Here is a 24,310-nt window from a genome sequence, read left to right as displayed (position 1 = left end):
TTCAGGCCTTGCGGACCCGCGCGCGCCCTGCGCGCATCGCCTTCACGCGCGCCGCCACAATGACATCACGTCGCCGCCGAGCGCGCGCGTCTCTTCCAGCGCGAAGCGCGGCGCTTCGGCAAGGCGCGCAAGACCCAGCGCGCCCACCGCGGGCAGCCCCTCTGCACCAAGCGCCATTCCGGCGGAAAAGACAATGAGCCGGTCGACAAGCCCCGCGCCCATCAGCGATGCCCCGAGCGCGCTGCCGCCCTCGCAGAACACCCGCGTGAGCCCCGCCGCGCCGAGCGCGACGAGCGCCGCCGTCACGTCAAGCTCCCCACCCGGTCCAAGCGGCACCTCGATGAGCCGCGCGCCATGCGCCTCCCAGCGCCCGCGCGCTTCCGCCGGAGCATCCGGCCCGTGCAGGAGCCACAGCGGCACCTCGCCCGCAGTGCGCGCCAGAACCCCATCCTCCGGCAACGCGAGACGCCGCGAGAGCACCACCCGGACCGGCTGATGCGCCACGCCCAGACCGCGCACGGTGAGGGCGGGGTCATCGGCCCGGGCGGTGCCGCCGCCGACCATCACCGCGTCATGGCGCGCGCGCAGGGCATGCACCTCGCGGCGCGCCTCGGCGCCGGTGATCCAGCGGCTCTCGCCGGTGGCCGTGGCGATCCGCCCGTCGAGGCTGGCGGCGAGCTTCAGCGTCACCATCGGCCGGCCCTCGCGCACGCGCCGCAGGAAGCCCTCCTGCAGTCGTTCGGCCTCGGCCGCGCATACGCCTTCGACCACCTCGATGCCGGCGGCCCGCAGCCGTGCAATCCCCTGCCCGTTCACCCGCGGGTCGGGATCGCTGAGCGCCACCACCACCCGCGCCACGCCGGCGGCCACCAGCGCGTCGGCGCAGGGCGGGGTCTGCCCGTAATGGGCGCAGGGCTCCAGCGTCACATGCGCCGTGGCGCCGCGCGCCGCCGCGCCCGCCTGTGCAAGCGCCACCGTCTCGGCATGGGGCCGGCCGCCCGGTTGCGTCCAGCCCCGGCCAAGGATGCGGCCCTCGCGCTCGATCACGCAGCCCACCGCCGGGTTCGGCCAGACGTGCCCGAGCCCGCGCGCGGCGAGCCGCAGGGCATGGGCCATGTGGCGGGGATCGGGGCCGCTCACCCCTCGGACGCGTCCTCTTTCGCCGGGCGCAGCTCGGCGACGAACTTGTCGAAATCGTCAGCGGCCTGGAAGTTCTTGTAGACGCTGGCAAAACGCACGTAGGCGACGGTGTCGATGCGCGCCAGCGTCTCCATGACGATCTCGCCGATGACCTTGGAGGGGATGTCCGTCTCGCCCATGCTCTCGAGCCGGCGCACGATGCCCGAGATCATCTGGTCGATGCGCTCGGGCTCGATCGGGCGCTTCTGCATGGCGATGCGGATCGAGCGCTCGAGCTTGTCACGGTCAAAGGGCTCGCGCCGACCGCTCGACTTGATGACCACGAGGTCGCGCAGCTGCACCCGTTCATAGGTGGTGAAACGCCCCCCGCAGGCGGGGCAGAAGCGGCGGCGGCGGATCGCGACGTGATCCTCCGCGGGCCGCGAGTCCTTCACCTGCGTGTCGATGTTGCCACAGAACGGGCAGCGCATGGCCTTTCCCTCGGTGTCAGTCCCCGGTTTTCCACAGGCACTATAGGCCGCCCTCTATGGCTTGGGTAGGCCAAAATCGCCGCCACGAGATGCGGCGCGTCGGTCCTCAGCGCGAGGGAATGTGCCAGTCGCGCCCGCGCGGCGTTTCCACATATTCGGGCCAGGCGAAGCCGATGGGTGGGGGATAATCGGCAAGCGGCGCAATCCATTCCGACCCGCCGGGCCCTCCGCCGGTGCGCGCCTCGAACTCGGCCCAAGCCGCAGCCCTCGCGTCAGCATCACGCAGGAGCCTGAGTGCGGCGCGTGCCAGCACCCGGCCCGCGCAGATCACCGTGGGGTCGATGGTGGCCGGTATCCCGCCGAGCGCGTTCATCGCCCAGGGCGGGTAAGGCCCGCCCACGAGCGCGGGGCGCGCGATGTAGAGCCGCGCGGTGGGCGCGTGCCAGCACATCTCGGTGTAGTCGTCGGAGGTGAAGTGCTCCTGCTCCGGAGGAAGCTGCCGGCGCAGCGCGGCTTCCGCCTCGCGCGGGTCGATGAGACGAGTGCATTCGGGGATGAGCGGCTCTTCGGCGGGCGCCGCGCCGCATTCGCGTTGCACCTGCCGCATGATCTCGCGCGCGCCCTCGTCCCACTCGGGCGGGCCAACCTGCCTGAGCGCCTCCCAGACCACTTCGGCCAGCGCATGATTGGGCAGGCCGGGGCGGGACTTCGACACCCAGTGCCTCTCCACCCGGCAGCCAGTGAGGGCGGCGGCCTGCTCGGCCACGCGGTCAAGTGCGGCCGCGAAACGTTCGGCCGAGGCGAGATCAGGCGTGCGGATGATGTACTGCAGATCGGCGCGATAACCCGGCAGGTTGTCGGCCGTTGCCTGCCCGGCCGAGATGATTGCCTCCGACACCGACCAGCCGCCGGCATGCGGCAGCATCGAGTCGCGCAGGGCGCGGGCGTTCTGATACATCAGCATCAGCGCGTCATTGGCCCCCGGCGCGCGCACGGCGGCATGGGATTGCGGGATCGGCGCGCCATCGCCCGCGCCCCACAGATGCGGCTCCTCGCAGCGGAAGGAGTAGATCATCGAGAAGGCGGCGCCGCAGTGCGTGTCCCAACGTACGGTGTTGCACAGCGGCAGCATGTAGAAGGGGTGGAAGGAGAGCATCGCCGCAAGCCCGTCATAATAGCCCGCAGCGGCGTGCAGAGGCTTGGAGCCGCGCACCTTCTCGGCCGGCTCGCCGGTGAACCGCAGCGTGCCGGGAATGTCATGCGCCTCCATCGCGGCCTTGGTGGCAAGAAGCCCTGCGAGCGCGCCCACGCCCAGCGCCGAATGCGGGTCGGTGTGGCCCGCGGCCTCGAAGCCGAGCCCTTCTCGCGGCGCGCGGCGCGGCGCGGGCGCCTGGCAGTTGGCGGGCACGGCGTCATACTCGGCATACATGCCGATCTCGGGGCCCGGCCCGTTCGACCAGCGGGCGGCGAAGGCGGTGGGCATGCCGGCCGAGCCTTCCTCCACCTCGAAGCCTTCGGCCCTGAGGCGCTCCACATACCACGCCGCCGAGCGGTACTCGCGCCAGGCCGGCTCGGCGAAGTCGAAGATGGTGGCGCACCAGTCGGAAAGAACGTGCTTGTGGGTCGAGATCCAGAGTTCGGCGGAGGCGATCACGGGGTCGGTCATGGCTTTCTCACGGGCTGTCCGGGGCAAAATGGGCGGCGACGTCGCGGCGGTGCGGCCGGTCGCGGTGTTCGACGAGGAAGATCCCCTGCCAGGTGCCCAGCATAGGGCGCCCTCCCTCCACCGGGATCGAGAGCGAAACCGGCAGGAGCGCGGCGCGGATGTGGGCGGGCATGTCGTCGGGGCCCTCGAGCGTGTGGCTGAGCCAGCGCATCGAGGGGTCGTCGCCGCGTGGCACGAGGCGGCGGAAGAACTCGGCCAGATCGCGCTGCACGTCCGGGTCTGCGTTCTCCTGGATGAGGAGCGAGCAGGAAGTGTGGCGCACGAAGAGTGTCACAAGCCCGTCACCCTGCCCGCGCAGCCAGCGGAGAACCTCGCCGGTGAACTCGTAGGCACCGGGGCCGCTGGTGGGAATGCGGAATGTGGTCAGCATGGGTGCGGAGGGTAACGCCGCCGCGATTGTTTTGACAGCCGCCCGGCAAGAGCCGCGACAAGCTGTTGCGCCACGGTTGCGGCAGCGCCGGCCGCTCAGCCGTCATGCCCGCATCGCGATTGCCCGGCGGATGGCGGTCTGGGTCTCCTCCCGCGCAGGCTCCGCCGCGGAGAGGATTTCGGCGGCGCGATAGAACTCCAGCGCCATGAAACGGCTGCAGGGCGGGCGGATGAGCACGTCCGGCGGGCGGCGCGAGAGCCGCACCTCCAGAAGCTCCTGCATCATGATGCGCAGCGCTCCCAGCGACAGCGCAAGCCCGTTCGGAATGTCGGTCGACTCGCTTGGCGGTTCGCTGGCAACATCGACGGCCACGGTCAGCGCGCCGTCTGGAAGCGCCTCGACAGGAAGGTTGTTGGTCACCCCACCGTCCACCATCACGCGGCCATCCAGCACCACCGGGCGCACCACCCCCGGAATGGCAATCGACGCGGCCAGCGCCGCGCGCAGGTTGCCGCGCGAGATGCGCCGCTCGGCGCGGCCGTGAAAATCGGTGGCAATGACCTTGAGCGGTATCTCCAGATCCTCGAAGCGCTCGGGAACGCCCGGCGGCAACGCGATGGAGACGACCGTTTCAGCCTCGAGCGACAAAAGCTTGCCGATCCCGTTCGAGCGGGCCTCCTCCCACAGCCTGCGCGCCGCCCGAGACGGCGAGGTCAGAAGCTCCAGCACATGAGCCCTGATCTGGGCGCCCGTCAGTCCGGCGGCATAGGCCGCCCCGATGAGCGCCCCGATGGAGGTGCCGGCGATGGCAACCGGCTTCATCCCGAGCGCATCGAGCCCCTCGAGTACCGGTATGTGCCCAAGCCCCGCGGCGCCACCGCCTGAAAGCGCAAGAGCAATGTCAGTCATGGCGAACGCTGCAATCTCGCCACCCCTGGGAGGCAAGCGGGTGCGCTCGCGCGGACAGAGCGACGTTAAACGTGGAATGGAGCGGGTGCGACAACCCGATGCGGCTACTGGTCATGCCCCTTGACTAGTCCATGGCGCGCCATTGCGCCAAGGGGCAAGTTCACGCCCTGTCGCGGCTCAACTTGCGCGAGCGATCCACCGGTAGCCCGCCTCGCCTTGCCAGAAGCCGTTCGAGAAAGGCACTCCCATCTCCAGAGCGTCAAGACGTGCGGCGGCTTCCTCGCCGGAAATCGTGCCTCGGGACACCTCGGAAAAGACACGCGCCACAGCGACCATGTTCTGTCTTTGAGGAATGAGGCGCAGCTCCTTGACCCCGAGCGAGCGGATATCAGGCACATGTGCAGCCAGATTGACATAGCTGCGCGACATGGTCTGGATGCCGTTGATCACCAGAAAGGGCTCGCCGGCCGTCGTATCGAGCGGCATCCCGTCGGGATCTTCCTCGCAGACGAAAAGGCAGTTGTCCTTCGTTCGGCCATGGGCGCGGGCGTGATAGCAGCGCGCCGAAACCGCGAGAGAGGCCCGGCCAAAGACCTGTACCTCGAGCGATACGCCGAGCCGATGCGCCGCCGAGGCCATCACCGCAACCGAGGCGCGCGGCAGTTCCGGCGGCAACGAGAAGTGGATCGCGCCACGCTCGGCGAGAAAGGCCATCGTCTCTTCATTGTATATGTTCAGCATTGGCCCAACCCGGTGCGGGCGGCCGGCGAGCGCGCGCAGCGCGGCGGCATTGTTGGCCTCCACGAGGCGCCCGTCAGCGGCAGCACAAAGATCCTCTGTTGCGCGGCGCTCGCGTTTCAGCACCACCTCGGACAGCGAGCACCAGATCACCCGCTTGCCGCCACGCTCCAGCCGCTCGGCGATCCGGGGGAGATCGGCTTCGAAGAAGGGCGCGCGCTTGGAGCAGATCAGCTCGCCGAGCACGACATTGTCTACCGGCGCTTCGTCGGCGATGCGGGCGTAGAAGTCGCGCCGCTCCTCGCGTTGCCAGTGGAAGGGAATCGGAGCGAGGGTCAGTTCCATCTGTATCACCGCCATTTCTTCGACGCCGCCGCGCCTTGGGTTTCCTTCTGCCCCTCCGTCAGCGCGACCAGGCTTGCCAACTCCGGCGAACGGCCCTCGCGGATCGCGTCGATCGCTACGCGAAAGGCCGAAACGACCTGGCTCACATAGGCGCGAGAACGCTGACGGCCCTCTATCTTGAAGGCATGCACACCTGCGGCCATAAGCTCCGGCAGGAGGGGCGCAAGATTAAGGCTTACCGGCTGCTCGAAGGCATAGTAGCCGCCCTCGCGGCAGGGCGCGCGGTATCGGCCCTTGCATATCGTCGGATAGCCGGCGGTCTCCCCGGGGCCGAAACGGTCTATCGTGAAGGCGCCGAGGCGCGTGGTCATGCCACCATCGGCCTCGCGAAGGTATTCGACATGTCCCGCGGGGCTGCAAACCCCGTCCATATTGGTCGACAGGCCGGTGACGTAGTTGGTCAGCGAACACCTCCCCTCGACCATCAGGCCATGATTGCCAAAGATGAATGTCTCTACCTCGCAGGGAATCTCGGCCATCAAAGCCTTGATTTCCGGGATCGTCAGAATGCGTGGCAGGACCACGCGCTTGATGCCGAAGTTTTCCACGTAATAGCAAATCGCCTCAGGACTCGAAGCGGCGGCCTGCACCGAGAGGTGAAGCCTCTGGTCGGGATGTGTCTCCCGCACGCGAGCAGCGACGCCGATGTCCGCCACTATGATCGCATCGACACCCATGCGCGCACCCATGGCGGCAGCCTCGAGCCAAAGGCCGAACTTGCCCGCGGGCGGAAACGTATTGAGCGCGAGCAGCACCTTGGCTCCGCGCGCATGGGCGTAGGCGATGCCTTCCTCCATCTCTTCGGGAGTGAAGTTCAGCCCCGGAAAGTTGCGCGCATTCGTTGCGTTCTGAAATCCGCAATAGACGGCATCGGCGCCGGCATCCACCGCTGCACGCAGTGCCGCCGGGGTGCCCGCTGGGCAGACGAGTTCTCCACAGGTCATTGTTTCCCGGCTCTCCTTTTCTTGGCCATGTGACGCAACACCTTCAGGGCGGCGCGGCCCGGCGGCCCATGCATCACGGCCACGCGTTCGGCGATCGAGCCGTCTATGTCGTCCAGGGCGTTCCGCAGCGAGACAACCGCCTCGGTATTGCCCGAAATCTCCAGCTCGCGAGAAAAGAAGAGGGCATCGCCATCACGGTCGGCGTCGATCAGTTCCAGCAGATCGAGAAACCGGCCCGCGACATAGGCCACATGCTCCGGCAGCGCCCGGCGCGAGACCGCGCGCAATACGGGGGCGGCCGGATCGGGACGCAAGTGCAGCGCGAAGGGCATGTCGACCGGATCAATGACAAAATCACTGCCCACCCAAGGGCCCAGTCGGTTGAACATGCGGGGGTTCTCAGTCGCGATCCGGCGCGCAACGCGCGCGAGGAGCGGATTGAGAAGGAAAAGCGGCAACGGCGGCGCCGGGAGCGGGCGCGGCCGAGGATGATGGGCAGACTCCGGCGTCGACATGCCGGGAGCCATAGCAAGCGCTTGCACGGCCCGAATTGACGAACGTCAATTGCCGGCAGAGACTCAACCGAAGATCCGCGGCCCCTGCTGGTCGATGAGTTGGCGCGCCTTCACGAGCGTCAGGCTTACGGCCGCCTCGTGGGTGGTGCAGATGTCGGCACGGATCATGCGGTGGCTCTTCGTCTCGCCGTCAATCTCGAGCTCGATGCGCGCGGCAACGCGAAACCCCTCCTTCTCGGCGATCGGTTCGGGGTAGATCGCATAGTCGCCATGCCGCTCTGGCTCGGGCGCGTCGGCAATGCCGCCGCCTCTCCGCCCGAACAGTCTTGAAAGGATTGACATCGGCTCTCCTCCGGTTGCCGCCGCGGCCGGGCACGCCCCCGGCCGCCGGCGGATCACTGGCACGCCCCGCCCCTACTGATCGAGGAAGCTTCTGAGCTTGCGCGAACGGCTCGGGTGCTTGAGCTTGCGAAGCGCCTTGGCCTCGATCTGGCGGATACGCTCGCGGGTGACGTTGAACTGCTGCCCGACCTCCTCCAGCGTGTGATCGGTGTTCATGCCGATGCCGAAGCGCATCCTGAGCACCCGCTCCTCGCGCGGCGTGAGCGAGGCCAGAACGCGGGTGGTGGTCTCCTTCAGGTTCTCCTGAATGGCCGAATCGAGCGGCAGGATGGCGTTCTTGTCCTCGATGAAATCGCCAAGCTGGCTGTCCTCCTCGTCGCCGATCGGCGTCTCGAGGGAGATCGGCTCCTTGGCGATCTTCATCACCTTGCGCACCTTCTCGAGCGGCATCTGCAGCTTCTCCGCGAGCTCCTCGGGCGTCGGCTCGCGGCCGATTTCGTGCAGCATCTGGCGGCTGGTGCGCACCAGCTTGTTGATCGTCTCGATCATGTGCACGGGGATGCGGATGGTGCGCGCCTGGTCGGCGATCGACCGGGTGATCGCCTGACGGATCCACCAGGTGGCATAGGTGGAGAACTTGTAGCCGCGGCGATACTCGAACTTGTCCACCGCCTTCATCAGCCCGATGTTGCCCTCCTGGATGAGGTCGAGGAACTGCAGGCCGCGGTTGGTGTATTTCTTGGCGATCGAGATGACGAGCCTGAGGTTCGCCTCGACCATTTCCTTCTTGGCCTGGCGCGCCTCCTTCTCGCCCTTCTGCACCTGGTTCACGATGCGGCGGAACTCGGAGATGTCCACGCCCACGTACTGGCCCACCTGCGCCATCTCGGCGCGCAGCTTCTCGATCTTGTCGCGCGAGCGCTCGATGAGCATCTGCCAGCCACGGCCGGGTTTCTTGGCCATGTCGTCAAGCCAAGTCGGATCAAGCTCGCGGCCGCGATATTCCTCGATGAATTCGCGGCGGTTGATGCGCGCCTGATCGGCGAGCTTCACCATCTGGCTGTCGATCGACATGATGCGCTTGTTGATGCCGTAGAGCTGGTCGATCAGCGCCTCGATGCGGTTGTTGTGAAGGTGCAGCTCGTTGACGAGCTTGACGATCTCGGAACGCAGCTTCTGATACTCGGCCTCCTCGCGAGCGGAGAAGGTGTTGTCCTCGTTGAGGGTGGCCGACATGCGCAGGTCCTGCATCTCCGACAGCCGCTGGTAGTCGCGGGCGATCCGGTCGAGGATGTCGAGAACCTTGGGCTTGAGCGCCGCCTCCATCGCGGCGAGGGACATGTTGGCCTGTTCTTCCTCGTCGTCATCGTCGTCGGATCGGATCGGGTTGCCGTCCGCGTCGAGCTCGGGTTCGGCCTTGCGCTTGGCCGCGCCACTGCCGCCCGCCGGTGCTGCCGCGCCGTTCAGGCCACCGACCACGGGCTCGTCGTCGTCATCGCCATCCATCGAGCTGCCGAAGGTGGCCTCGAGATCAATGACGTCGCGCAGCAGGATGTCCTCGTTGAGAAGCTCGTCGCGCCAGATGGTGATCGCCTGAAAGGTCAGAGGCGATTCACACAACCCGGCGATCATCGTGTTGCGGCCGGCCTCGATGCGCTTGGCAATCGCGATCTCGCCTTCGCGCGATAGAAGCTCCACCGAGCCCATCTCGCGCAGATACATGCGCACCGGGTCGTCTGTACGGTCGAGCTTTTCCGTCTCCGTGGTGGCGACGGTGACCTCGCGCGACGAGGAGACCTCGACCACATCGCCTCCCGAGCCGGCCTCCTCCTCCTCGGCCTCCTCGTCCTCGATGACGTTGATGCCCATCTCCGACAGGAGCGACATCACATCCTCGATCTGCTCGGAGGAAACCTGATCGGGTGGCAGCACCTGGTTGAGCTGGTCGTAGGTGATGTATCCCTTCTCGCGCGCCTCGGCGATCATCTTCTTGACCGCCGCCTGGCTCATGTCGAGAATCACTTCCGCTTCCTGCTCGTCGGGCTTGCGATCTTCGGTGTCCTTGGCGGCCATGCGGCACTCCTTCGCGTGGGGCATCGAGAGATTTCGAATCAGATAGCGCGAATCACTGATTCGCACACCCGTCTACCCCGTTTTCCTAACCTTTTCCCAATCGGCGCGGCATCTGCCTGCGCTTGTGTCTCAGCTGTTGTCCCGGCGCCGCTTGCGACGCCGGAAATCGACCGCCTCGAGGCGGGCACGTCGGGCCTCCCATTCGCGGCGGTCGATCAGAAGACCGTTCTCGGCACGGACGAACTCGGTTTCATCCTCGCTGACCCCCATCAGTGCCCGGTGCCGTTCCTCTCCGGCGCGGCCAAGCCGCCAGGTGACCATTTCGTCGGCAAGGCCCGCGATTTCCGCCGTTGCCTCCTCGACCTCTGCACGCCAGCCCCTCTCGGCGATGAGTCGGGTGAAGGCGTCCTCGATGGATTTTCGCGCCAGCTCGGGCCCATCGCCCGGTTTCAGCCCTGGCACGACGCGCAGATGGCTCAGTGACCGCAGCTTTTCAAGGGGCCCATCGCCAAGCCGCCGCCGAACTCCCTCGGGCACGGCCGCAAGCGCAGTCTCGCCACAGGCGTGCAGCTCGGCCAGGAGAGCGGCCCGGATCCGCTCGTGCTCCGGGTCGAGGCAGTCGAGCCGCTCGAGAGCCGAATCGAAATCGGGCAGGAGCACGGGATGGGCAAGGAGTGCGGCAAGGATCACCGCCTCGCGCAGACGCTCGGCCGCCGCCGGGTCGGCCGCGAGCGGGGAACGGCGCAGGGCGGGGCTCGGGCCGGCCGGGGCCCATTTGGAGCGTTTCCTGCCCGCTGCGGGGCCGCGCGAACTCGGCCCGGCAGGGCGGAACAGCGCTTGTCTGAGCGCCGCGATCTCCTCGCCGTAGTGGCGCCTCAGCCCGGCGTCGGGAATGCGCCTGATCGCCTCCCGCAGACGCTGGTCGAGCGCGGCCTTGCGCTCGGGGCTGTCAAAGACCTTGCCCTCGGTCTCGCGCCGCCACAACAGCCGCACCATCGGCTCGGCCCGGCCGAGAAGCGCGGCCATCGCCGCCGCCCCGCCGGCGCGGATCACGTCGTCGGGGTCCTGCCCCGCCGGCATGAGGCAAAAACGCAGCGAGCGTCCCGGCTGCAGCCGTGGCAGCGCCAGATCGACAAGGCGCATCGCCGCCCGAAGCCCCGCCGCATCGCCATCGAGCGCCACGATCGGCTCGGGCGCAAGCCGCCAGAGCATCTCCAGCTGTTCTTCGGTGATCGCCGTGCCAAGCGGGGCAACGGCGCCGGCAAAACCGGCTTCGGCGAGCGCGATCACATCCATGTAGCCTTCGGCCACGATCAGCGGCGCTCCCTTGCCCACCGCCTCGCGCGCACGCGCAAGGTTGAAGAGCGTGCGCCCCTTGTCGAAAAGCTCGGTCTCGGGCGAGTTGAGATATTTCGCGCGCGCGTTCGGGTCCATCGCCCTGCCGCCCAGCGCCACGGCGCGCCCGCGCCCGTCGCGGATGGGAAAGATGATGCGGCCGCGGAAGCGGTCGTAGGGCGCGCCGCCGCCCTCGGGCAGCGCGGCAAGCCCGGCGGCGATGACGTCCTCGGCCGGCACGCCCTTGCCTGTCAGGTGCTGGAAGAGCCCCTGCCGCGTATCGGGCGCAAAACCGATCTCCCAGCGCGCGCAGGCCTCGGTGTCAAGCCCGCGCCCGGCAAGGTAGTCGCGCGCCGGCCCCGCCGCGGCGGTGGCGAACATGAGCCGGTAATGGCGCACCGCCTGCTCCATGACCTCCGCAAGGCGCGCGCGCCGGTCGGCCTTTTCTGCCGCCTTGGGGTCACGCGCGGGCATCTCCATGCCGGCCTCGCGCGCCAGCGCCTCCACCGCTTCCATGAAGCCGAGGTTCTCGGTCTCGCGCAGGAAGCTGATCGCGTCGCCCTTCGCGTGGCAGCCGAAGCAGTAGTAGTAGCCCTTGCGGTCGTCGACGTGAAAGCTCGCGGTCTTTTCCTGATGGAAGGGGCAAGGCGCCCACCAGTCGCCCCGGCCCTGGTTTGACTTGCGCATGTCCCACGTGACCTTGCGCCCGACAATCTGCGCCAGGCTCACACGCGCGCGCAATTCGTCAAGAAATCCGGGGGGCAGACTCATGGATCGAATATTGGCGCGGAGCGCGGCGAAGTCCAGCGCGCCGCGCCATCGCGCGGACGGCTCGAATCGCCAATGTTAGCGGCCAGCCTCGGGCGGGAACGGCGTGCACTGTTTCCCCAACGCGAGAGATTCGGCGATCGCAAGGCCAGGTGTCGACCATTTCGAAACGATCACTTGCGGAACGCATGAAAAAAACCAGGCTCCGCTTCTTAAATGACTGCGCGATCCCCGGCCCAGTCAATCAACCACGGCTTGATATACAGCATCTCGGCACAGCGCGCCGGGAGACAATTCCCATGTCGGCTCCGGCATTTTTCACTACAGGGAGACATTCCGCCATCCGGTTCGGCACAGGGCGCGCGAAGGCAGGCCTTGCGGGCGGAAATCGGCCCGAGCGCGGCCACAAAGCCGCCAAACTCCGCGCGCATCCATTTGAGCCTGGATAAGTGCCGTGTCCCTGCAGAATGGCGGGGGCCTTCCATTGGAGGGAAAAAATGATGAGACGCCGACTGCGCATCCGGGCCGGACGCGCCCGGGCGACCGGATGGAACGGCGCGGCGAAAAAAGCGGCGACCGCGCTCAATGCCCGGCGCCTCGCCGCGCGCTTCGGGCGCGAGGAGGACGGCGCGCTTGTCGTCTTCTCCATGTTCCTGCTTCTGGCGATTCTTCTCGTCACCGGGCTCGGGCTTGACCTGATGCGCACCGAGACGATGCGCACCCGTCTTCAGGCCACGCTCGATCGGGCGGTGCTGGCCGCAGCTTCGGCAACCCAGCCGCGCGACCCCGAACAGGTGGTGCGCGACTACTTCGCGGCTGCCGGACTGTCCGACTACCTTCAGGACATCACGGTTGAGGAGCGCTTCGGCCTCCGGGCCGTGAGCGCCACGGCTTCCGCAGACATTCCGACGAGTTTCATCAAGCTTGTGGGCATCGACAAGTTCGAAGCCGCCTCCGCCGCCACCGCACGCGAATACATCGCCAAGCTCGAGATCTCTATGGTGCTCGACGTCTCCGGCTCCATGGGCTGGCGCAACAAGCTCGACCAGCTCAAGGAGGCAGGAAGCGAGTTCATCGAGACGGTGTTCAACGCCAGTGACGCAGGCGCCACCTCGGTTTCGATCGTGCCCTTCGCCAGTCAGGTGAATGCCGGCGCCGAGCTTCTCTCCTACCTCAACGTCACCGACGAGCACGACTATTCGAACTGCATCGACTTCGATGCCGCCGACTTCGAGAGCACCGCGCTCGACCCCGACGCCGAGCTGCAGCGCTCGGGTCATTTCGACCCCTGGTCCTCATACCAACACGGGACCAGTGCCAGGTATTTTGTGTGCCGCACCGAGCCGGGAACCGAAATCACGCCCTTCTCGGGTGACGCTCATGAGCTCATCGATGCGATCGAGGCACTGAGCGCCGACGGCAACACCTCGGCGGAGATCGGCATGAAGTGGGGCGTGGCGCTGCTTGATCCCTCGCTGCAGCCCGTGGTGCAGGAAATGATCGCCGACGGGCGGCTGGACGCCGCCTTCATGGAGCGCCCGGTGCCCTACGACGAGGGGCGGACCCTCAAGGTGGTGGTGCTGATGACCGACGGCGAAAACACCACCGAATATGTGCTCAAGGACGAGTATCGCGAAGGCCCGACGGATGTCTGGTATGACCCCGACAGCGGCCGCTTCTCGATCTGGGCCCAGCAACGGAAGAAGAAGGGCAACAACGGCTGGGGCAATGGCGACCAGTGCGCGCCGGGCAATTCCTCGGACCACAACAATGCCGAGAACCGCGGCGGCAACGATCCGTGCGAGGACTGGGCCTTCTTCTGGCCGCATAACCGAAAGTGGAAGGACCGCCCCTACGGCGGCGATGATGCCTACCAGCTGACCTATCCTGAACTCTGGGCTCGCGCCTCCGTCTCGGGGCACGCCTACATGCGCTACCTCGTTACCGGCAGGTCCAGCGATTATTATGACTGGCTGGATGTCTACGACTCGGTCCGTTCGAGCGAGAAGGACGACCGCCTCGATGCCATCTGCTCCGCCGCCAAGGAGCAGGGGATCGTGATCTACACCATCGGCTTCGAAGTCGACAACCGCACGGCGCGCATCCTCTCGGATTGCGCGACCACGCCGTCGCACTTCTTCCGGGTCGAAGGTCTCGACATCGCGGAGGCCTTCCGGTCCATCGCCTCCTCCATCAGCGTGCTGAGGTTGACGCAATGAGCAGGTGGCTCGCGTGTCTTGGGCGCAGGGGCCGATGTCTCCTGCGGGGCGAGGCGGGAACGGCGTCGATCGAGTTCGTGATCATGTTCCCGCTCGTCATCCTGCTTATGATGACAGGGTTCGAGGCGGGCCTCTACAGCACCCGCCAGGCGCTTCTCGATCACGCGGTGGATGAGTCCGTGCGCGTCCTTCGGCTCAACCCCCAGGATCCGCCGAGCTACAGCGAGATGATCGAGATCGTCTGCGAGGCGGCAGTGATGGTGCCCGATTGCGAAAACGCGCTGCATATCGAGCTGCGCGCGATCGACACGGAAAGCTGGGAATTCGACCCAGGCCCCGTCTACTGCCGTGACCGCGCCAATGACTACACGCCCGAAATCATCTTCGACGAGAGCGGCGGCGGCAACCGGCTGATGCTTCTGCGCCTGTGCGCTGTGTTCCGCCCGCTGTTTCCGACGGCGGGCCTTGGCGCGGAGCTTACTCGCGTGAGCGAGGACGACTACGCCATGGTGGCAGCACAGATCTTCGTCACGGAGCCAACGGAATGACCCGTCGAATGCGCCTTCCCGCGCCACTGCGGCGATTCGTCGAGGACGGCTCGGGGGTGATCTCCGTCGAGGCGGTGCTCGTCGTGCCCTTCATGATCTGGGCGATCTTCGGGGTGTTCACCATTGCCGACGGCTTCCGAACGATGCACGCCAACGTCAACGCCTCCTATGCCCTCGCCGACGCGCTCAGCCGGATGACCGACCCCGTCGATGCCGAGGACGTGGCCGGCCTGAACAGACTGCACCGCATTCTCACCCGCGCCAGCGAAGGAACCTCCCTTCGCGTGAGCGTGGTGCGCCAGGACGCGGACCGGCAAACCCCGACGCTGGTCGACTCCCTCGCGGCGGGCAACCGCGAACCTCTGACGAGCGCCGAGTTGCAGACCCTGCTCGACGAGATCCCGCCGATGGGGGTTGGCGAGACATTGATCCTGCTCGAGGCATGGAGCCGGTTCCAGCCACTGACGAGCTACATGCTCGAGCCGATGGAATTTCGCAGTTTCGTCGTCACCCGCCCGCGTTTCGCGCCGCAACTGGTGCTCGAGACGGGCTGATCGTGGCGCGCGTCACGCGCGGCTGCCACCATCGGGCCGGTTGTCACGCCGGGCCAGCCGATCGGCGATGAGTTCCGCCATGAACTTGGCGGGCGCGGCCGGGATCACCCCGCCGACGCCGACCCGCCTGCCGACGCGCCACCACAGCCCCGGTCGCCATGCCGCGCCTTGCGGATGCGGCCGCGCAAGGCGCAGCAGAAACCCGTTGGAGGGCTTGAAGGCAAAGGCCCCGCGCTCGACGGCGACGATATCGTCCATCGCGGCAATTTCGCATCCGTCGCTGTCAACGATCCCGGCCTCGGTGAGCAGGAGCTCGCGCCCCGTTGCCCGCCAGACCTGCCGCGCGAGAAGGAGCGCGCCGGCCGCGATCAGCACGAGGAGCAGTCGCAGCGCGAGCGAGGCGGGAGGAGTGTCGAGCGCGACCCAGCCGAGAAGCGCGGCCAGCGCCACCAGCATGCCGACCGCCAGCCATCGCCGCGGCGCGCTTGCCGACAGCCGCGCCTGCACCTCGCCCACCGATGCCGTCTCGCCCGTCATGTCCGTGCCTCGCCTGCACCGCTACGCGGCGGCCCTGCCTCACCCCTTAACCGCCCGGCGCACCATGTTCCAGTAGATGCGCTCGACCCGCTCGCGGCTCAGCCGACCGCCCTCCCGATACCAGGTGTTGACGCCCGTGAGCATCGCGATCAGTGCCATGGTGGCAAGCTTGGTGTCGGGCACGCGAAAGACCCCGGCGGCCGAACCCTCCTTCAGAATGCCCTCGAGAATGTCCTCGTAGCGCTTGCGCAGCGCTTCGATGCGGGCGAAGTTCTCCGGCTCGAGATTGCGCAGCTCCATGTACGAGATGAAGGTGGCATCGGGGCGAGCGAGGTGGAAGCGGATATGGAAACGGGCAAACGCCTCCAGCTGCTCCAGCGGCGTCTCACCCTTGGGCTCGGCCTCCCAGGCGGCAAGCAGCTCTTCCATGTGCCTGCGCATCAGGTCGAACAGAAGCGTCTGCTTGTCGGGAATGTAGAGATAGAGCGCCCCCGCCTGCACGCCGACCTCGCGCGCGATCTCCCGCATGGTGACCGCGGCAAAGCCCTTGCGGGCAATCAGCCTTTCCGCGGCCGCGAGAATGCGCGGGCCGGTGATCTCGCCGTGGGAGCCGGACTTGCGTGCCATGGCCCCGGGTTTAACTGAACATTCGTTCATATCAAGACCCAAGCCCCTTGTCCGACCGCGCTTGCCGCGGCGCGGCAGGCGCGCTAGGCTCGCGGCACCGGCACGGAGGCCGTCATGGGCAAACTTTCCCGCCACAGCGCGGTCATGATCATCGTTGCGGGCACTGCGGGGCTCGCCGCCTGCACGCCGTTTCCGGACGTGCCGGAGCGGGCAGCGCAGGACGCCGCGTCATCCTACCCCGCGCTCGTCGCGACTGATGCCTTTGTCGGTCTGATTCCGCCGGACGACCGGCTGAGCGATGATGCCGCAGGAGAACTTGAGGCACGCGGCGAGGCGGCGTGGCGCAAGGCTGCGCTTGCGCTTCCGCCACGCGCCACCGACCTTGCCGCGAAAGGCGCGCAACTGCGCCGCAACGCGCAATTGACGACACCGAGCGTTGCGCCCGACCTGGCCCGCCGCGGTGCCGCGTTGCGCGATGGCGCGGAGCTGGCCCGGAGGGAGGTTGTCGACGTCGCCACACGTGAGCGGCTGCGCGAAGGGCGCGAGGCGCTCGGTGCCGTGGCGCAGGCGCACCAGTCGCCTGCCCCAGGCTCCGACGTCAGGATAGGCGACGCGCGACGACTGCTTGATCTCGTCGAGACGGAGAAGTTCGCCGGCCTCGCTTCTCGCGGCGGATCGGATCCTGCACTCGAGGCACGACTGGCACGCCTGCACGAGGTCGCGGAGCGCGACGCCGACACGGCCAGTGCCGATCGGGCGCGGCGCCGGGCCGATCTGGCCCGCAGAGCGACCGAGGCGGGCGCTGAGGATCTTTCCGGTCTTTCGCCGGAAGAACGCCGCCGCCTTCTCCTCGAGCGCCTGCGGCTGAGCCGTGAAGGCGCAACAGGCGCCACCGACTGAGGCTCTCGCCCCCGCGTTGCACCAGCCCCGATCCGACGCTAACAGGGGGCCGAACACCGCTACCCTCACGGATCTCACGGAGAGCGCCCATGACCGACCCTCTGCGCCTCGGCATCGCCGGGCTTGGCACTGTTGGTGCCGGCGTGGTGAAGATCATCCAGCGCCGCGCCGAGCTGCTGGCCCGCCGCGGCGGCCGCCCGGTGGTGATCACCGCCGTCTCGGCCCGCAGTCGCGACAGGGATCGTGGCGTGAAGCTCGACGCGTATGACTGGGAGGACGATCCCGTCGCCCTTGCACGCCGGCCGGACGTGGATGTTCTGGTCGAGCTGATCGGAGGGTCGGACGGTCCGGCAAAGGCCGCCACCGAAGCGGCCATCGCCGCGGGAAAGGATGTGGTGACCGCCAACAAGGCAATGCTTGCGCACCATGGCCAGGCACTGGCCGAGGCTGCCGAATCCGCCGGTGTCGTGCTGCGCTTCGAGGCGGCGGTGGCCGGCGGCATTCCCGTGGTCAAGGCGCTCAGCGAAGGGCTTGCCGGCAATGAGGTCAGGCGTGTTCTCGGGGTGATGAACGGCACCTGCAACTACATCCTGACGCGGATGGAACACGGCGGGCTCAGCTACGACGCGGTGTTCGAGGAGGCGCGCCGGCTCGGCTATCTAGAGGCCGACCCCACGCTCGATGTGGGCGGGATCGATGCCGGTCACAAGCTCGCGCTTCTCGCCTCCATCGCCTATGGGACGCAGGTCGCCTTCGACGCGGTACAGATCGAGGGCATCGAGCGGATCTCGATCCGCGACATCGAGGCGGCCCGCGACATGGGTTTCCGCATCAAGCTTCTTGGCGTCGCGCAGATGACGGCCGCCGGGCTGGAGCAGCGCATGTCACCCTGCCTCGTGCCGGCGACGAGTCCGCTTGGCCAGCTCGAGGCGGCAACCAACATGGTGGTCCTCGAGGGTGACGCCGTGGGGCAGATCGTGCTGCAGGGCGCCGGCGCGGGCGAGGGGCCCACCGCCTCGGCCGTGTTGTCCGACATCCTCGATATCGCCCGCGGCACGCGGCTCTCGACATTCGGCCAGCCGGCGACAACGCTGGTGCCGCCCCGCCCGGCCCCGGCCACCGCCCCCGCGCCCTACTACCTGCGGATGGAGCTTCTCGACCGTCCCGGCTCCCTGGCACGGGTCGCCGCAGTGCTTGGCGAGGCGGGCATCTCCATCGACCGGATGCGACAGTATCGCCATTCCGAGCCGGTGGCGCCGGTGCTCATCGTCACCCATCCCACGCCTCGCAGCGCGCTCGACCGGGCGCTCGCGGCCATGCCGGAGACGGGCGTGGTCGAGGGTCAGCCGGTGGCGATCCGCATCGAGGACGTCTGAGCGCGCCTCAGGCCGCCGCGCCGCCCGCGCGCTTGCCGAGGGCGGCGGCCATCAGCTCCCTGGTGTAGGGATGGCGGGGGTTGTCGAAGATCTCTTCCGCCGTGCCCCACTCCACGATGTCGCCGCGGCGCATCACCATCACCCGGTGACTGAGCGCGCGCACCACCTTCAGGTCATGGCTGATGAAGAGGTAGGCGAGCCCGTGCTTCTCCTGCAGCCGGCGCAAGAGCTCCACGATCTGCACCTGCACGGTCATGTCGAGCGCGCTCGTCGGCTCGTCGAGCACCAGAAGGCGCGGCCGCAGGATCATCGCCCGGGCAATGGCAATGCGCTGACGCTGCCCGCCGGAGAACTCGTGCGGGTAGCGATACATCGTCGCGGGATCGAGTCCGACCTCCTCCATGATTTCGGCCACCATCTCGCGCCGGTCGCGTCCGGCGTCGACGCGATGCACGGTGAGCCCCTCGGCGATGATCTCCTCCACCGTCATGCGCGGTGACAGCGAACCGTAGGGATCCTGAAAGACGATCTGCATGTGCCGGCGCAGCGGGCGCATCTGGCGACTGGTGAAACGGTCGATCTCTTCGCCCTGAAAGATGATGCGCCCCTCCGAGGAGATGAGCCGCATGATCGCCAGTGCCAGCGTCGTCTTGCCCGAGCCGGACTCGCCCACGATCCCAAGCGTCTCGCCGGCACGCACCGAGATCGTGGCCTCGTTCACCGCCTTGATGTGGCCCACCACGCGCCTCAAGAGCCCGCGCTGGATCGGGAACCACACCCTGAGCTTTTCGGTCGCCACGACCTCCGCCGCGTCGGCCGGCACCGCTGCGGGGCTGCCGGTGGCCTCCGCGGCAAGAAGCATCTGGGTGTAGGGATGCTGCGGGTTGGCAAAGATCTCCGCTGTCGGCCCCTGTTCCACGATCTCGCCATCCTTCATCACGCAGACCCGGTCAGCGATACGCCGCACGATGCCAAGGTCATGGGTGATGAAGAGAAGGCTCATGTCCTCCTCCTGCTTGAGCTGATAGAGAAGCTCGAGGATCTGGGCCTGGATGGTGACATCGAGGGCGGTTGTCGGCTCGTCGGCGATCAGAAGATCGGGGCCGTTCGCCAGCGCCATGGCAATCATCACCCGCTGGCGCTGCCCGCCCGAAAGCTGGTGCGGATAGTCCTTGAGCCGCCGGCGCGGCTCGTCGATGCCGACCTTTTCGAGAAGCTCGACCACGCGCTCGCGGGCGGGCTCGCCGGTGAGCCCCTGGTGCAGCGCGAGGCTCTCCATGATCTGCTTCTCGATGGTGTGGAGCGGGTTGAGCGAGGTCATCGGCTCCTGAAAGACGAAGCTGATGTCATTTCCCCGCACCTCCATCAGCCGCTTCTCGGAGGCGCCGATGAGCTCCTCGCCCCGGTAGCGCACCGAGCCCTCGACACGCGCGCTGTCGGGCAGGAGCGAGACGGTGGAAAGCGCCGTCACCGACTTGCCCGAGCCCGACTCGCCGACAAGCGCAACCGTCTCTCCCTTCTCCACATGGAAGGAGACGCCGCGCACCGCCTCGGTCTCCCGCCCATCCTGGCGGAACCGCACCCACAGGTCGCGCACCTGAAGAAGCGGCTCCGCGGCGGCCCGTGCGTCTTGCCCGTTCTCGCTCATTGGAAAGTCTTTCTGGGGTCGAAGGCGTCGCGCACGCCCTCGAAGATGAAGACGAGCAGCGACAGCATGATCGCGAAGGTGAAGAAGGCGGTGAAGCCGAGCCATGGCGCCTGCAGGTTCTGTTTGGCCTGCAAGGTGAGCTCGCCCAGCGACGGCGCCGAGGAGGGCAGACCGAAGCCGAGGAAGTCGAGCGAGGCGAGCGTGCCGATGGTGCCCGTGACGATGAAGGGCATCAGCGTCAGCGTCGCCACCATCGCATTGGGCAGCATGTGGCGGAACATGATCACCCGGTTCGACACGCCCAGCGCCCGCGCCGCGCGCACATATTCGAAGTTGCGCGCCCGCAGGAACTCCGCCCGCACCACGCCGACGAGCGCCGGCCAGCCGAAGAGCACGGTGAGAAACACGAGAAGCCAGAAGCTGCGCCCGAGGATCGCGAACATGATGATGATGACATAGAGCGAGGGCGTGGAGACCCAGATCTCGATCAGCCGCTGGAAGACGAGATCGAGCCAGCCGCCGAAATAGCCCTGCACCGCGCCCGCGGCGATGCCCACCAGCGAGGAGATGGTGGTAACGATGATCGCGAACAGGATCGACAGCCTGAAGCCGTAGATGACGCGCGCGAGCACGTCGCGGGCGGTGTCATCGGTGCCGAGCCAGTGATCCTTGTCGGGCGGCGAAGGCGCGGTGCCGTCGATGTCGGCGATGGTGTTGTAGCTGTAGGGGATGGGCGGCCAGATCATCCAGCCCTTCTCGATCGGCTCGCCGTTCACGATGCCGTCCTCGGCATCGGCGATGATGCCCTCGGGGTCGTCGAAACACGCCTCGAGCCCGCCCGAGACGATGAGGCACTGCACCTCAATGTCGGAATAGACCGCCTCGGTCTGAAAATCGCCGCCGAAGGCCGTCTCGGGATAGAAGTTGAAGATCGGGGTGTAATACTGGCCGCGATACTGCACGAGAATCGGCCGGTCATTGGCCAGGAACTCGGCAAAGAGCGAGATGCCGAAGAGGATCGAGAAGATGATGAGCGACCAGTAGGCGCGGCGGTTGTTGCGAAAGTTGCGCCAGCGCCGCTGGTTGAGCGGCGAGAGGCGGAAGAAGCGGCTCAGCCCGCGCGGCGGCGCCTCCACGGGCAGGCGGGGCTTCGTGGCTGCCTCTTCGGGTGTAGCGATTTCCTTCTCGGCCAGTGCCATCTCAGGTCTCCCGGCTCTCGAAGTCGATCCGCGGATCGACGAAGACATACATCAGGTCCGACAGGATGCCGACGACAAGGCTGATCAGGCCAAAGACGAAGAGCGTGCCGAAGATCACCGGGTAATCCCGCGCCACCGCCGCCTCGAATCCGAGCCGCCCGAGCCCGTCGAGCGAAAAGATCGTCTCGATGATGATCGAGGAGCCAAAGAACACCGAGATGAAGAGGCCCGGAAAGCCCGCGATCACGATCAGCATGGCGTTGCGGAAGACGTGCCCGTAGAGCACCTGCCGCTCCGACAGCCCCTTTGCCTTGGCGGTGATCACATACTGCTTCTTGATCTCGTCGAGAAAGGAGTTCTTGGTCAGAAGCGTGAGCGTCGCAAAGCTCGAGATCGTGGAGGCGATCACCGGCAGGGTGATGTGCCACAGATAGTCGAGCACCTTCCCGATCAGGCTCAGCTCCTCCCAGTTCTCGCTCGTCAGCCCGCGCAGGGGGAATATCTTCCAGTAGCTGCCCCCGGCGAAGAGCACCAGAAGCAGGATGGCGAAGAGAAATCCGGGGATGGCATAGCCCACGATGATTGCCGATGAGGTCCAGGTGTCAAAGGGCGTGCCGTCGCGCACCGCCTTGCGGATGCCGAGGGGGATCGAGACCATGTAGGCGATCAGCGTTGACCAGAGCCCCAGCGTGATCGAGACCGGCATCTTTTCGATGACAAGGTCGATCACGGTTGCCGAGCGGAAGTAGCTCTCACCGAAATCGAAGCGGATGTAGTCCCACATCATCAGCGCGAAGCGCTGCCATGCTGGCTTGTCGAAGCCGAATTCGCGCTCGAGCTCGGCGATGAACTCGGGCGGCAGCCCGCGCGCGCCAAGGTAGCGCTCGTCACCCCCGCCGGCTTCCTGAAGCCCCGCATCCGAGCCGCCGGCGATGGTCTGGAAGACATCGCCTTCGCCCTCGAGGCTGGCGAGAATCTGCTCGATCGGCCCGCCGGGGACGAATTGCGTCAGCGTGAAGTTGACCACCATGATCCCGAACAGGGTGGGGATCACCAGCAGCAGCCGGCGCAGGATGTAGGCGCCCATCAGGAGCCCTCCGCTCGCTTGCCTCTCTTGCCCGCCTCAGAAGGCACCCGCGGCCTTCAGCTTCTCGGCCTTTTCGGCGTTGTACCACCAGAAGTCGAGGTTCCCCAGCGCATAGGGCGGCAGCGGGTCGGGATGCTCATACATGTCGTAATAGGCAACCGTGTGCACATCCTTGAACCACTGCGGCACCCAGAAGCGGATCGAGCGCAGCACGCGGTCGAGCGCGTGCACGCGATGCAGAAGCTCTTCCTGCGTTTCGGCGGCGATCACGAGGTCAATCAGCCGGTCCACCGCCGGATCCTTCAGCCCCATCAGGTTGAACACCGAGCTGTCAGCTGTCTCCGAGCCGAAATACTGTTTCAGCCCGGCGCCGGGGATGTAGCTCATGCGGAACTGGGTGGTGACCAGATCGAAGTCGTAGTTGCGCTCGCGGTTCGTCGCCTCGGCATTGTCCACCCGCTGGTGAACGGCATTCACCCCGAGCCGGCGCAAGTTCTCCACATAGGGGTTGATGACGCGGTCGAAGGTCTGGCTGTCGTTGAGGAATTCCACGGTCAGAAGCTCGCCCGCCGCGTTGCGACGCATGCCGTCGGAGCCGACGGTCCAACCTGCTTCATCGAGAAGCGCCGAGGCCTTGCGAAGATTGCCCCGGTCAAGCTGACGACTCGCCGATGAAACCGGCGCCATCACCGCCTCCTCGGTCAGGATCGAGGGCGGCAGCAGCCCTTCGTCAACCAGCGGCTTCAGGATCGCCACCTCCTCCGGGGCGGGCACGCCGGAGGCGGCAAGCTCGGTGTTCTCCCAGAAGGAATGGATGCGCTCGTAGAGCCCGTAGAAGAGCTTCTCGTTGGACCACTCGAAGTTGAACATCAGCCCAAGCGCCTCGCGCACCCGCACATCCTGCAGATGCGGCCGGCGCATGTTGATCGCCCAGGCCTGCCCCGGCGCGATGGTTCCATCGGGCAGCTCGCGCTTGACCACCCAGCCCTTCTGCACCGCCGGAAAGTCATAGCCGGTGGCCCAGATCTTGGAGGACGCCTCGTTGCGGAAGGTGTAGCTGCCGCCCTTGAAGCCCTCGAAGGCGGCGTTGTAGTCGGCGTAATATTCGATGCGGATCGTCTCGAAATTGTAGCGCCCCCGGTTAATCGGCAGATCCGCGCCCCACCAGTCGGGATCCTTGCGATAGACGATGGTCTGGCCCACCTCCATGCGGTCGAGCACATAGGGCCCCGAGCCCAGGAGCGGCTCGAGCGAGCTTTCCTCGAAATCACGGTTGTTGGCGAGGTAGTGCGCCTTGGAGAAGATGGGCAGCCCGCCCACCGTCTCGGGCAGATCGCGCGTCGGGATGCCGGGCGTGAAGGTGAACTTCACCCGGTGCGGGCCGAGCACCTCGGCGCTCTCGACCTGCGTTCTGAGCACCGCGCGGAAGCTCGGCAGCCCCTTGTCGCGAAAGAGCTCGTAGGAAAACACCACATCCTCGGCCGTCAGCGGCGTGCCGTCGGAGAAGCGCGCCTCGGGGCGGATGTTGAAGATCACCCACGAGCGGTCCTCGGGGTATTCCAGGCTTTCGGCGAGAAGTCCGTAGGAGGCGCCGATCTCGTCGGCGGTGCCTTCCAGCAGCGACTCGAAGAAGATGGTCGAGAGCGCCCCGGCCCGGCCCTTGGTGGTGTAGGGATGCATCGAGTCGAAGCCGCCGAAGGCCCAGATCGACATCTCGCCGCCCTTTGGCGCCTCGGGGTTGACGTAGTCGAGGTGCTCGAAGTCGGCGGGATATTTCAGCGTGCCGAAGGTGGAGATGCCATGCGCCTTGATGATCTCCTGCGCGCGCGCCGCCCCGCTCGAGAGCGCCAGCAGCGCCATGACGGCGAGCATCACGGCGA

The 24,310-nt window shown here is 67.0% G+C and carries 22 protein-coding genes; 5 read left to right on the top strand and 17 right to left on the bottom strand.

Translation table 11 applies throughout. The features are described from left to right. Window positions 1-42: 42 nt before the first annotated feature. The 11 genes from ribD to dnaG all read right to left on the bottom strand — a co-directional run bounded on the left by ribD (window position 43) and on the right by dnaG (window position 11,738). Window positions 43-1,116: a bifunctional diaminohydroxyphosphoribosylaminopyrimidine deaminase/5-amino-6-(5-phosphoribosylamino)uracil reductase RibD gene (ribD, locus tag BLQ14_RS07330; RefSeq protein WP_092499717.1), complete on the bottom strand. Its 1,074-nt coding sequence runs from the start codon at window positions 1,114-1,116 to the stop codon at window positions 43-45. Window positions 1,117-1,136: 20 nt separating this feature from the next. After that, window positions 1,137-1,610 (bottom strand): transcriptional regulator NrdR, encoded by a 474-nt coding sequence (nrdR, locus tag BLQ14_RS07325; protein ID WP_092499715.1) that lies wholly within the window; start codon window positions 1,608-1,610, stop codon window positions 1,137-1,139. 106 nt (window positions 1,611-1,716) lie between these two features. After that, window positions 1,717-3,276 (bottom strand): zinc-binding metallopeptidase family protein, encoded by a 1,560-nt coding sequence (locus tag BLQ14_RS07320; RefSeq protein ID WP_092499713.1) that lies wholly within the window; start codon window positions 3,274-3,276, stop codon window positions 1,717-1,719. A 7-nt stretch (window positions 3,277-3,283) separates the two neighbouring features. Then, on the bottom strand, window positions 3,284-3,706 hold the full coding sequence (locus BLQ14_RS07315; RefSeq protein WP_092499711.1) for a secondary thiamine-phosphate synthase enzyme YjbQ: 423 nt from the start codon (window positions 3,704-3,706) through the stop codon (window positions 3,284-3,286). Window positions 3,707-3,808: 102 nt separating this feature from the next. Further along, entirely contained in the window at window positions 3,809-4,615 is an 807-nt protein-coding gene (locus tag BLQ14_RS07310; protein WP_092499709.1) for a patatin-like phospholipase family protein, read from the bottom strand. Window positions 4,616-4,792: 177 nt separating this feature from the next. After that, complete coding sequence (gene ubiV, locus BLQ14_RS07305; RefSeq protein ID WP_245657003.1) at window positions 4,793-5,698, bottom strand: ubiquinone anaerobic biosynthesis protein UbiV; 906 nt, start codon at window positions 5,696-5,698, stop codon at window positions 4,793-4,795. A gap of 5 nt (window positions 5,699-5,703) precedes the next feature. Further along, window positions 5,704-6,702, bottom strand: coding sequence for a ubiquinone anaerobic biosynthesis protein UbiU (gene ubiU, locus BLQ14_RS07300; protein ID WP_092499705.1), 999 nt, complete (start codon window positions 6,700-6,702; stop codon window positions 5,704-5,706). Next, window positions 6,699-7,217 (bottom strand): ubiquinone anaerobic biosynthesis accessory factor UbiT, encoded by a 519-nt coding sequence (ubiT, locus tag BLQ14_RS07295; RefSeq protein WP_143004469.1) that lies wholly within the window; start codon window positions 7,215-7,217, stop codon window positions 6,699-6,701. Before ubiT ends, ubiU begins: the two co-directional genes overlap by 4 nt. A 63-nt stretch (window positions 7,218-7,280) precedes the next feature. Beyond that, window positions 7,281-7,559, bottom strand: a complete 279-nt coding sequence (locus tag BLQ14_RS07290; protein ID WP_092499701.1) for an HlyU family transcriptional regulator — start codon at window positions 7,557-7,559, stop codon at window positions 7,281-7,283. A gap of 72 nt (window positions 7,560-7,631) precedes the next feature. Next, window positions 7,632-9,632, bottom strand: a complete 2,001-nt coding sequence (gene rpoD, locus BLQ14_RS07285) for an RNA polymerase sigma factor RpoD (protein ID WP_092500209.1) — start codon at window positions 9,630-9,632, stop codon at window positions 7,632-7,634. Window positions 9,633-9,761: 129 nt separating this feature from the next. Then, the gene (gene dnaG, locus BLQ14_RS07280) at window positions 9,762-11,738 is read right to left on the bottom strand and encodes a DNA primase (protein ID WP_092499699.1); all 1,977 of its coding nucleotides are present in this window, start codon (window positions 11,736-11,738) and stop codon (window positions 9,762-9,764) included. A gap of 497 nt (window positions 11,739-12,235) precedes the next feature. Here dnaG and BLQ14_RS07275 point away from each other — a divergent pair, with 497 nt between their 5' ends. The 3 genes from BLQ14_RS07275 to BLQ14_RS07265 are packed head-to-tail and all read left to right on the top strand — an operon-like array spanning window position 12,236 to window position 15,056. After that, window positions 12,236-13,954 (top strand): TadE/TadG family type IV pilus assembly protein, encoded by a 1,719-nt coding sequence (locus tag BLQ14_RS07275; RefSeq protein WP_170068364.1) that lies wholly within the window; start codon window positions 12,236-12,238, stop codon window positions 13,952-13,954. Further along, window positions 13,951-14,502, top strand: a complete 552-nt coding sequence (locus BLQ14_RS07270) for a TadE/TadG family type IV pilus assembly protein (RefSeq protein WP_092499695.1) — start codon at window positions 13,951-13,953, stop codon at window positions 14,500-14,502. The genes BLQ14_RS07275 and BLQ14_RS07270 overlap by 4 nt, the downstream gene beginning before the upstream one ends. Continuing rightward, on the top strand, window positions 14,499-15,056 hold the full coding sequence (locus BLQ14_RS07265; protein ID WP_143004468.1) for a TadE/TadG family type IV pilus assembly protein: 558 nt from the start codon (window positions 14,499-14,501) through the stop codon (window positions 15,054-15,056). The genes BLQ14_RS07270 and BLQ14_RS07265 overlap by 4 nt, the downstream gene beginning before the upstream one ends. 12 nt (window positions 15,057-15,068) lie before the next feature. Here BLQ14_RS07265 and BLQ14_RS07260 read toward each other — a convergent pair whose 3' ends face one another. Further along, a complete protein-coding gene (locus tag BLQ14_RS07260; RefSeq protein ID WP_092499691.1) occupies window positions 15,069-15,593 on the bottom strand; it encodes a hypothetical protein in 525 nt (174 codons plus the stop codon). Between the two features lie 39 nt (window positions 15,594-15,632). After that, complete coding sequence (locus BLQ14_RS07255) at window positions 15,633-16,220, bottom strand: TetR/AcrR family transcriptional regulator (protein WP_092499689.1); 588 nt, start codon at window positions 16,218-16,220, stop codon at window positions 15,633-15,635. 114 nt (window positions 16,221-16,334) lie between these two features. Here BLQ14_RS07255 and BLQ14_RS07250 point away from each other — a divergent pair, with 114 nt between their 5' ends. Beyond that, complete coding sequence (locus tag BLQ14_RS07250; protein ID WP_092499687.1) at window positions 16,335-17,120, top strand: hypothetical protein; 786 nt, start codon at window positions 16,335-16,337, stop codon at window positions 17,118-17,120. An 89-nt stretch (window positions 17,121-17,209) separates the two neighbouring features. Then, window positions 17,210-18,496, top strand: a complete 1,287-nt coding sequence (locus BLQ14_RS07245; RefSeq protein ID WP_092499685.1) for a homoserine dehydrogenase — start codon at window positions 17,210-17,212, stop codon at window positions 18,494-18,496. A 7-nt stretch (window positions 18,497-18,503) separates the two neighbouring features. Here BLQ14_RS07245 and BLQ14_RS07240 read toward each other — a convergent pair whose 3' ends face one another. Genes BLQ14_RS07240 through BLQ14_RS07225 form a run of 4 tightly spaced genes read right to left on the bottom strand, consistent with a single transcriptional unit; the run spans window position 18,504 to window position 24,302 of the window. Then, window positions 18,504-20,144, bottom strand: a complete 1,641-nt coding sequence (locus BLQ14_RS07240; protein WP_092499683.1) for an ABC transporter ATP-binding protein — start codon at window positions 20,142-20,144, stop codon at window positions 18,504-18,506. Continuing rightward, window positions 20,141-21,343 carry an ABC transporter permease gene (locus tag BLQ14_RS07235; protein ID WP_092499681.1) on the bottom strand — a complete coding sequence of 401 codons (1,203 nt, stop codon included), beginning with the start codon at window positions 21,341-21,343 and terminating at the stop codon, window positions 20,141-20,143. The genes BLQ14_RS07240 and BLQ14_RS07235 overlap by 4 nt, the downstream gene beginning before the upstream one ends. A gap of 1 nt (window position 21,344) precedes the next feature. Next, entirely contained in the window at window positions 21,345-22,430 is a 1,086-nt protein-coding gene (locus BLQ14_RS07230; RefSeq protein ID WP_092499679.1) for a microcin C ABC transporter permease YejB, read from the bottom strand. A 36-nt stretch (window positions 22,431-22,466) separates the two neighbouring features. Then, window positions 22,467-24,302: an extracellular solute-binding protein gene (locus BLQ14_RS07225; RefSeq protein ID WP_245657028.1), complete on the bottom strand. Its 1,836-nt coding sequence runs from the start codon at window positions 24,300-24,302 to the stop codon at window positions 22,467-22,469. Window positions 24,303-24,310 lie beyond the last annotated feature (8 nt).

It is taken from the genome of Meinhardsimonia xiamenensis (assembly GCF_900102905.1).
In the GTDB taxonomy this organism is placed as follows: Bacteria; Pseudomonadota; Alphaproteobacteria; order Rhodobacterales; family Rhodobacteraceae; genus Meinhardsimonia; species Meinhardsimonia xiamenensis.
The sequence above is the reverse complement of the archived record's forward strand: the minus strand, read 5'-3'. Positions and strand labels throughout refer to the sequence as shown.

Coding starts and splice junctions, on each gene's coding strand:
- ribD (WP_092499717.1), bottom strand. CDS start 1,116: ATGGCCCATGCCCTGCGGCTCGCCGCGCGCGGGCTCGGGCACGTCTGG.
- nrdR (WP_092499715.1), bottom strand. CDS start 1,610: ATGCGCTGCCCGTTCTGTGGCAACATCGACACGCAGGTGAAGGACTCG.
- BLQ14_RS07320 (WP_092499713.1), bottom strand. CDS start 3,276: ATGACCGACCCCGTGATCGCCTCCGCCGAACTCTGGATCTCGACCCAC.
- BLQ14_RS07315 (WP_092499711.1), bottom strand. CDS start 3,706: ATGCTGACCACATTCCGCATTCCCACCAGCGGCCCCGGTGCCTACGAG.
- BLQ14_RS07310 (WP_092499709.1), bottom strand. CDS start 4,615: ATGACTGACATTGCTCTTGCGCTTTCAGGCGGTGGCGCCGCGGGGCTT.
- ubiV (WP_245657003.1), bottom strand. CDS start 5,698: ATGGAACTGACCCTCGCTCCGATTCCCTTCCACTGGCAACGCGAGGAG.
- ubiU (WP_092499705.1), bottom strand. CDS start 6,702: ATGACCTGTGGAGAACTCGTCTGCCCAGCGGGCACCCCGGCGGCACTG.
- ubiT (WP_143004469.1), bottom strand. CDS start 7,217: ATGTCGACGCCGGAGTCTGCCCATCATCCTCGGCCGCGCCCGCTCCCG.
- BLQ14_RS07290 (WP_092499701.1), bottom strand. CDS start 7,559: ATGTCAATCCTTTCAAGACTGTTCGGGCGGAGAGGCGGCGGCATTGCC.
- rpoD (WP_092500209.1), bottom strand. CDS start 9,632: ATGGCCGCCAAGGACACCGAAGATCGCAAGCCCGACGAGCAGGAAGCG.
- dnaG (WP_092499699.1), bottom strand. CDS start 11,738: ATGAGTCTGCCCCCCGGATTTCTTGACGAATTGCGCGCGCGTGTGAGC.
- BLQ14_RS07275 (WP_170068364.1), top strand. CDS start 12,236: ATGAGACGCCGACTGCGCATCCGGGCCGGACGCGCCCGGGCGACCGGA.
- BLQ14_RS07270 (WP_092499695.1), top strand. CDS start 13,951: ATGAGCAGGTGGCTCGCGTGTCTTGGGCGCAGGGGCCGATGTCTCCTG.
- BLQ14_RS07265 (WP_143004468.1), top strand. CDS start 14,499: ATGACCCGTCGAATGCGCCTTCCCGCGCCACTGCGGCGATTCGTCGAG.
- BLQ14_RS07260 (WP_092499691.1), bottom strand. CDS start 15,593: ATGACGGGCGAGACGGCATCGGTGGGCGAGGTGCAGGCGCGGCTGTCG.
- BLQ14_RS07255 (WP_092499689.1), bottom strand. CDS start 16,220: ATGGCACGCAAGTCCGGCTCCCACGGCGAGATCACCGGCCCGCGCATT.
- BLQ14_RS07250 (WP_092499687.1), top strand. CDS start 16,335: ATGGGCAAACTTTCCCGCCACAGCGCGGTCATGATCATCGTTGCGGGC.
- BLQ14_RS07245 (WP_092499685.1), top strand. CDS start 17,210: ATGACCGACCCTCTGCGCCTCGGCATCGCCGGGCTTGGCACTGTTGGT.
- BLQ14_RS07240 (WP_092499683.1), bottom strand. CDS start 20,144: ATGAGCGAGAACGGGCAAGACGCACGGGCCGCCGCGGAGCCGCTTCTT.
- BLQ14_RS07235 (WP_092499681.1), bottom strand. CDS start 21,343: ATGGCACTGGCCGAGAAGGAAATCGCTACACCCGAAGAGGCAGCCACG.
- BLQ14_RS07230 (WP_092499679.1), bottom strand. CDS start 22,430: ATGGGCGCCTACATCCTGCGCCGGCTGCTGCTGGTGATCCCCACCCTG.
- BLQ14_RS07225 (WP_245657028.1), bottom strand. CDS start 24,302: ATGCTCGCCGTCATGGCGCTGCTGGCGCTCTCGAGCGGGGCGGCGCGC.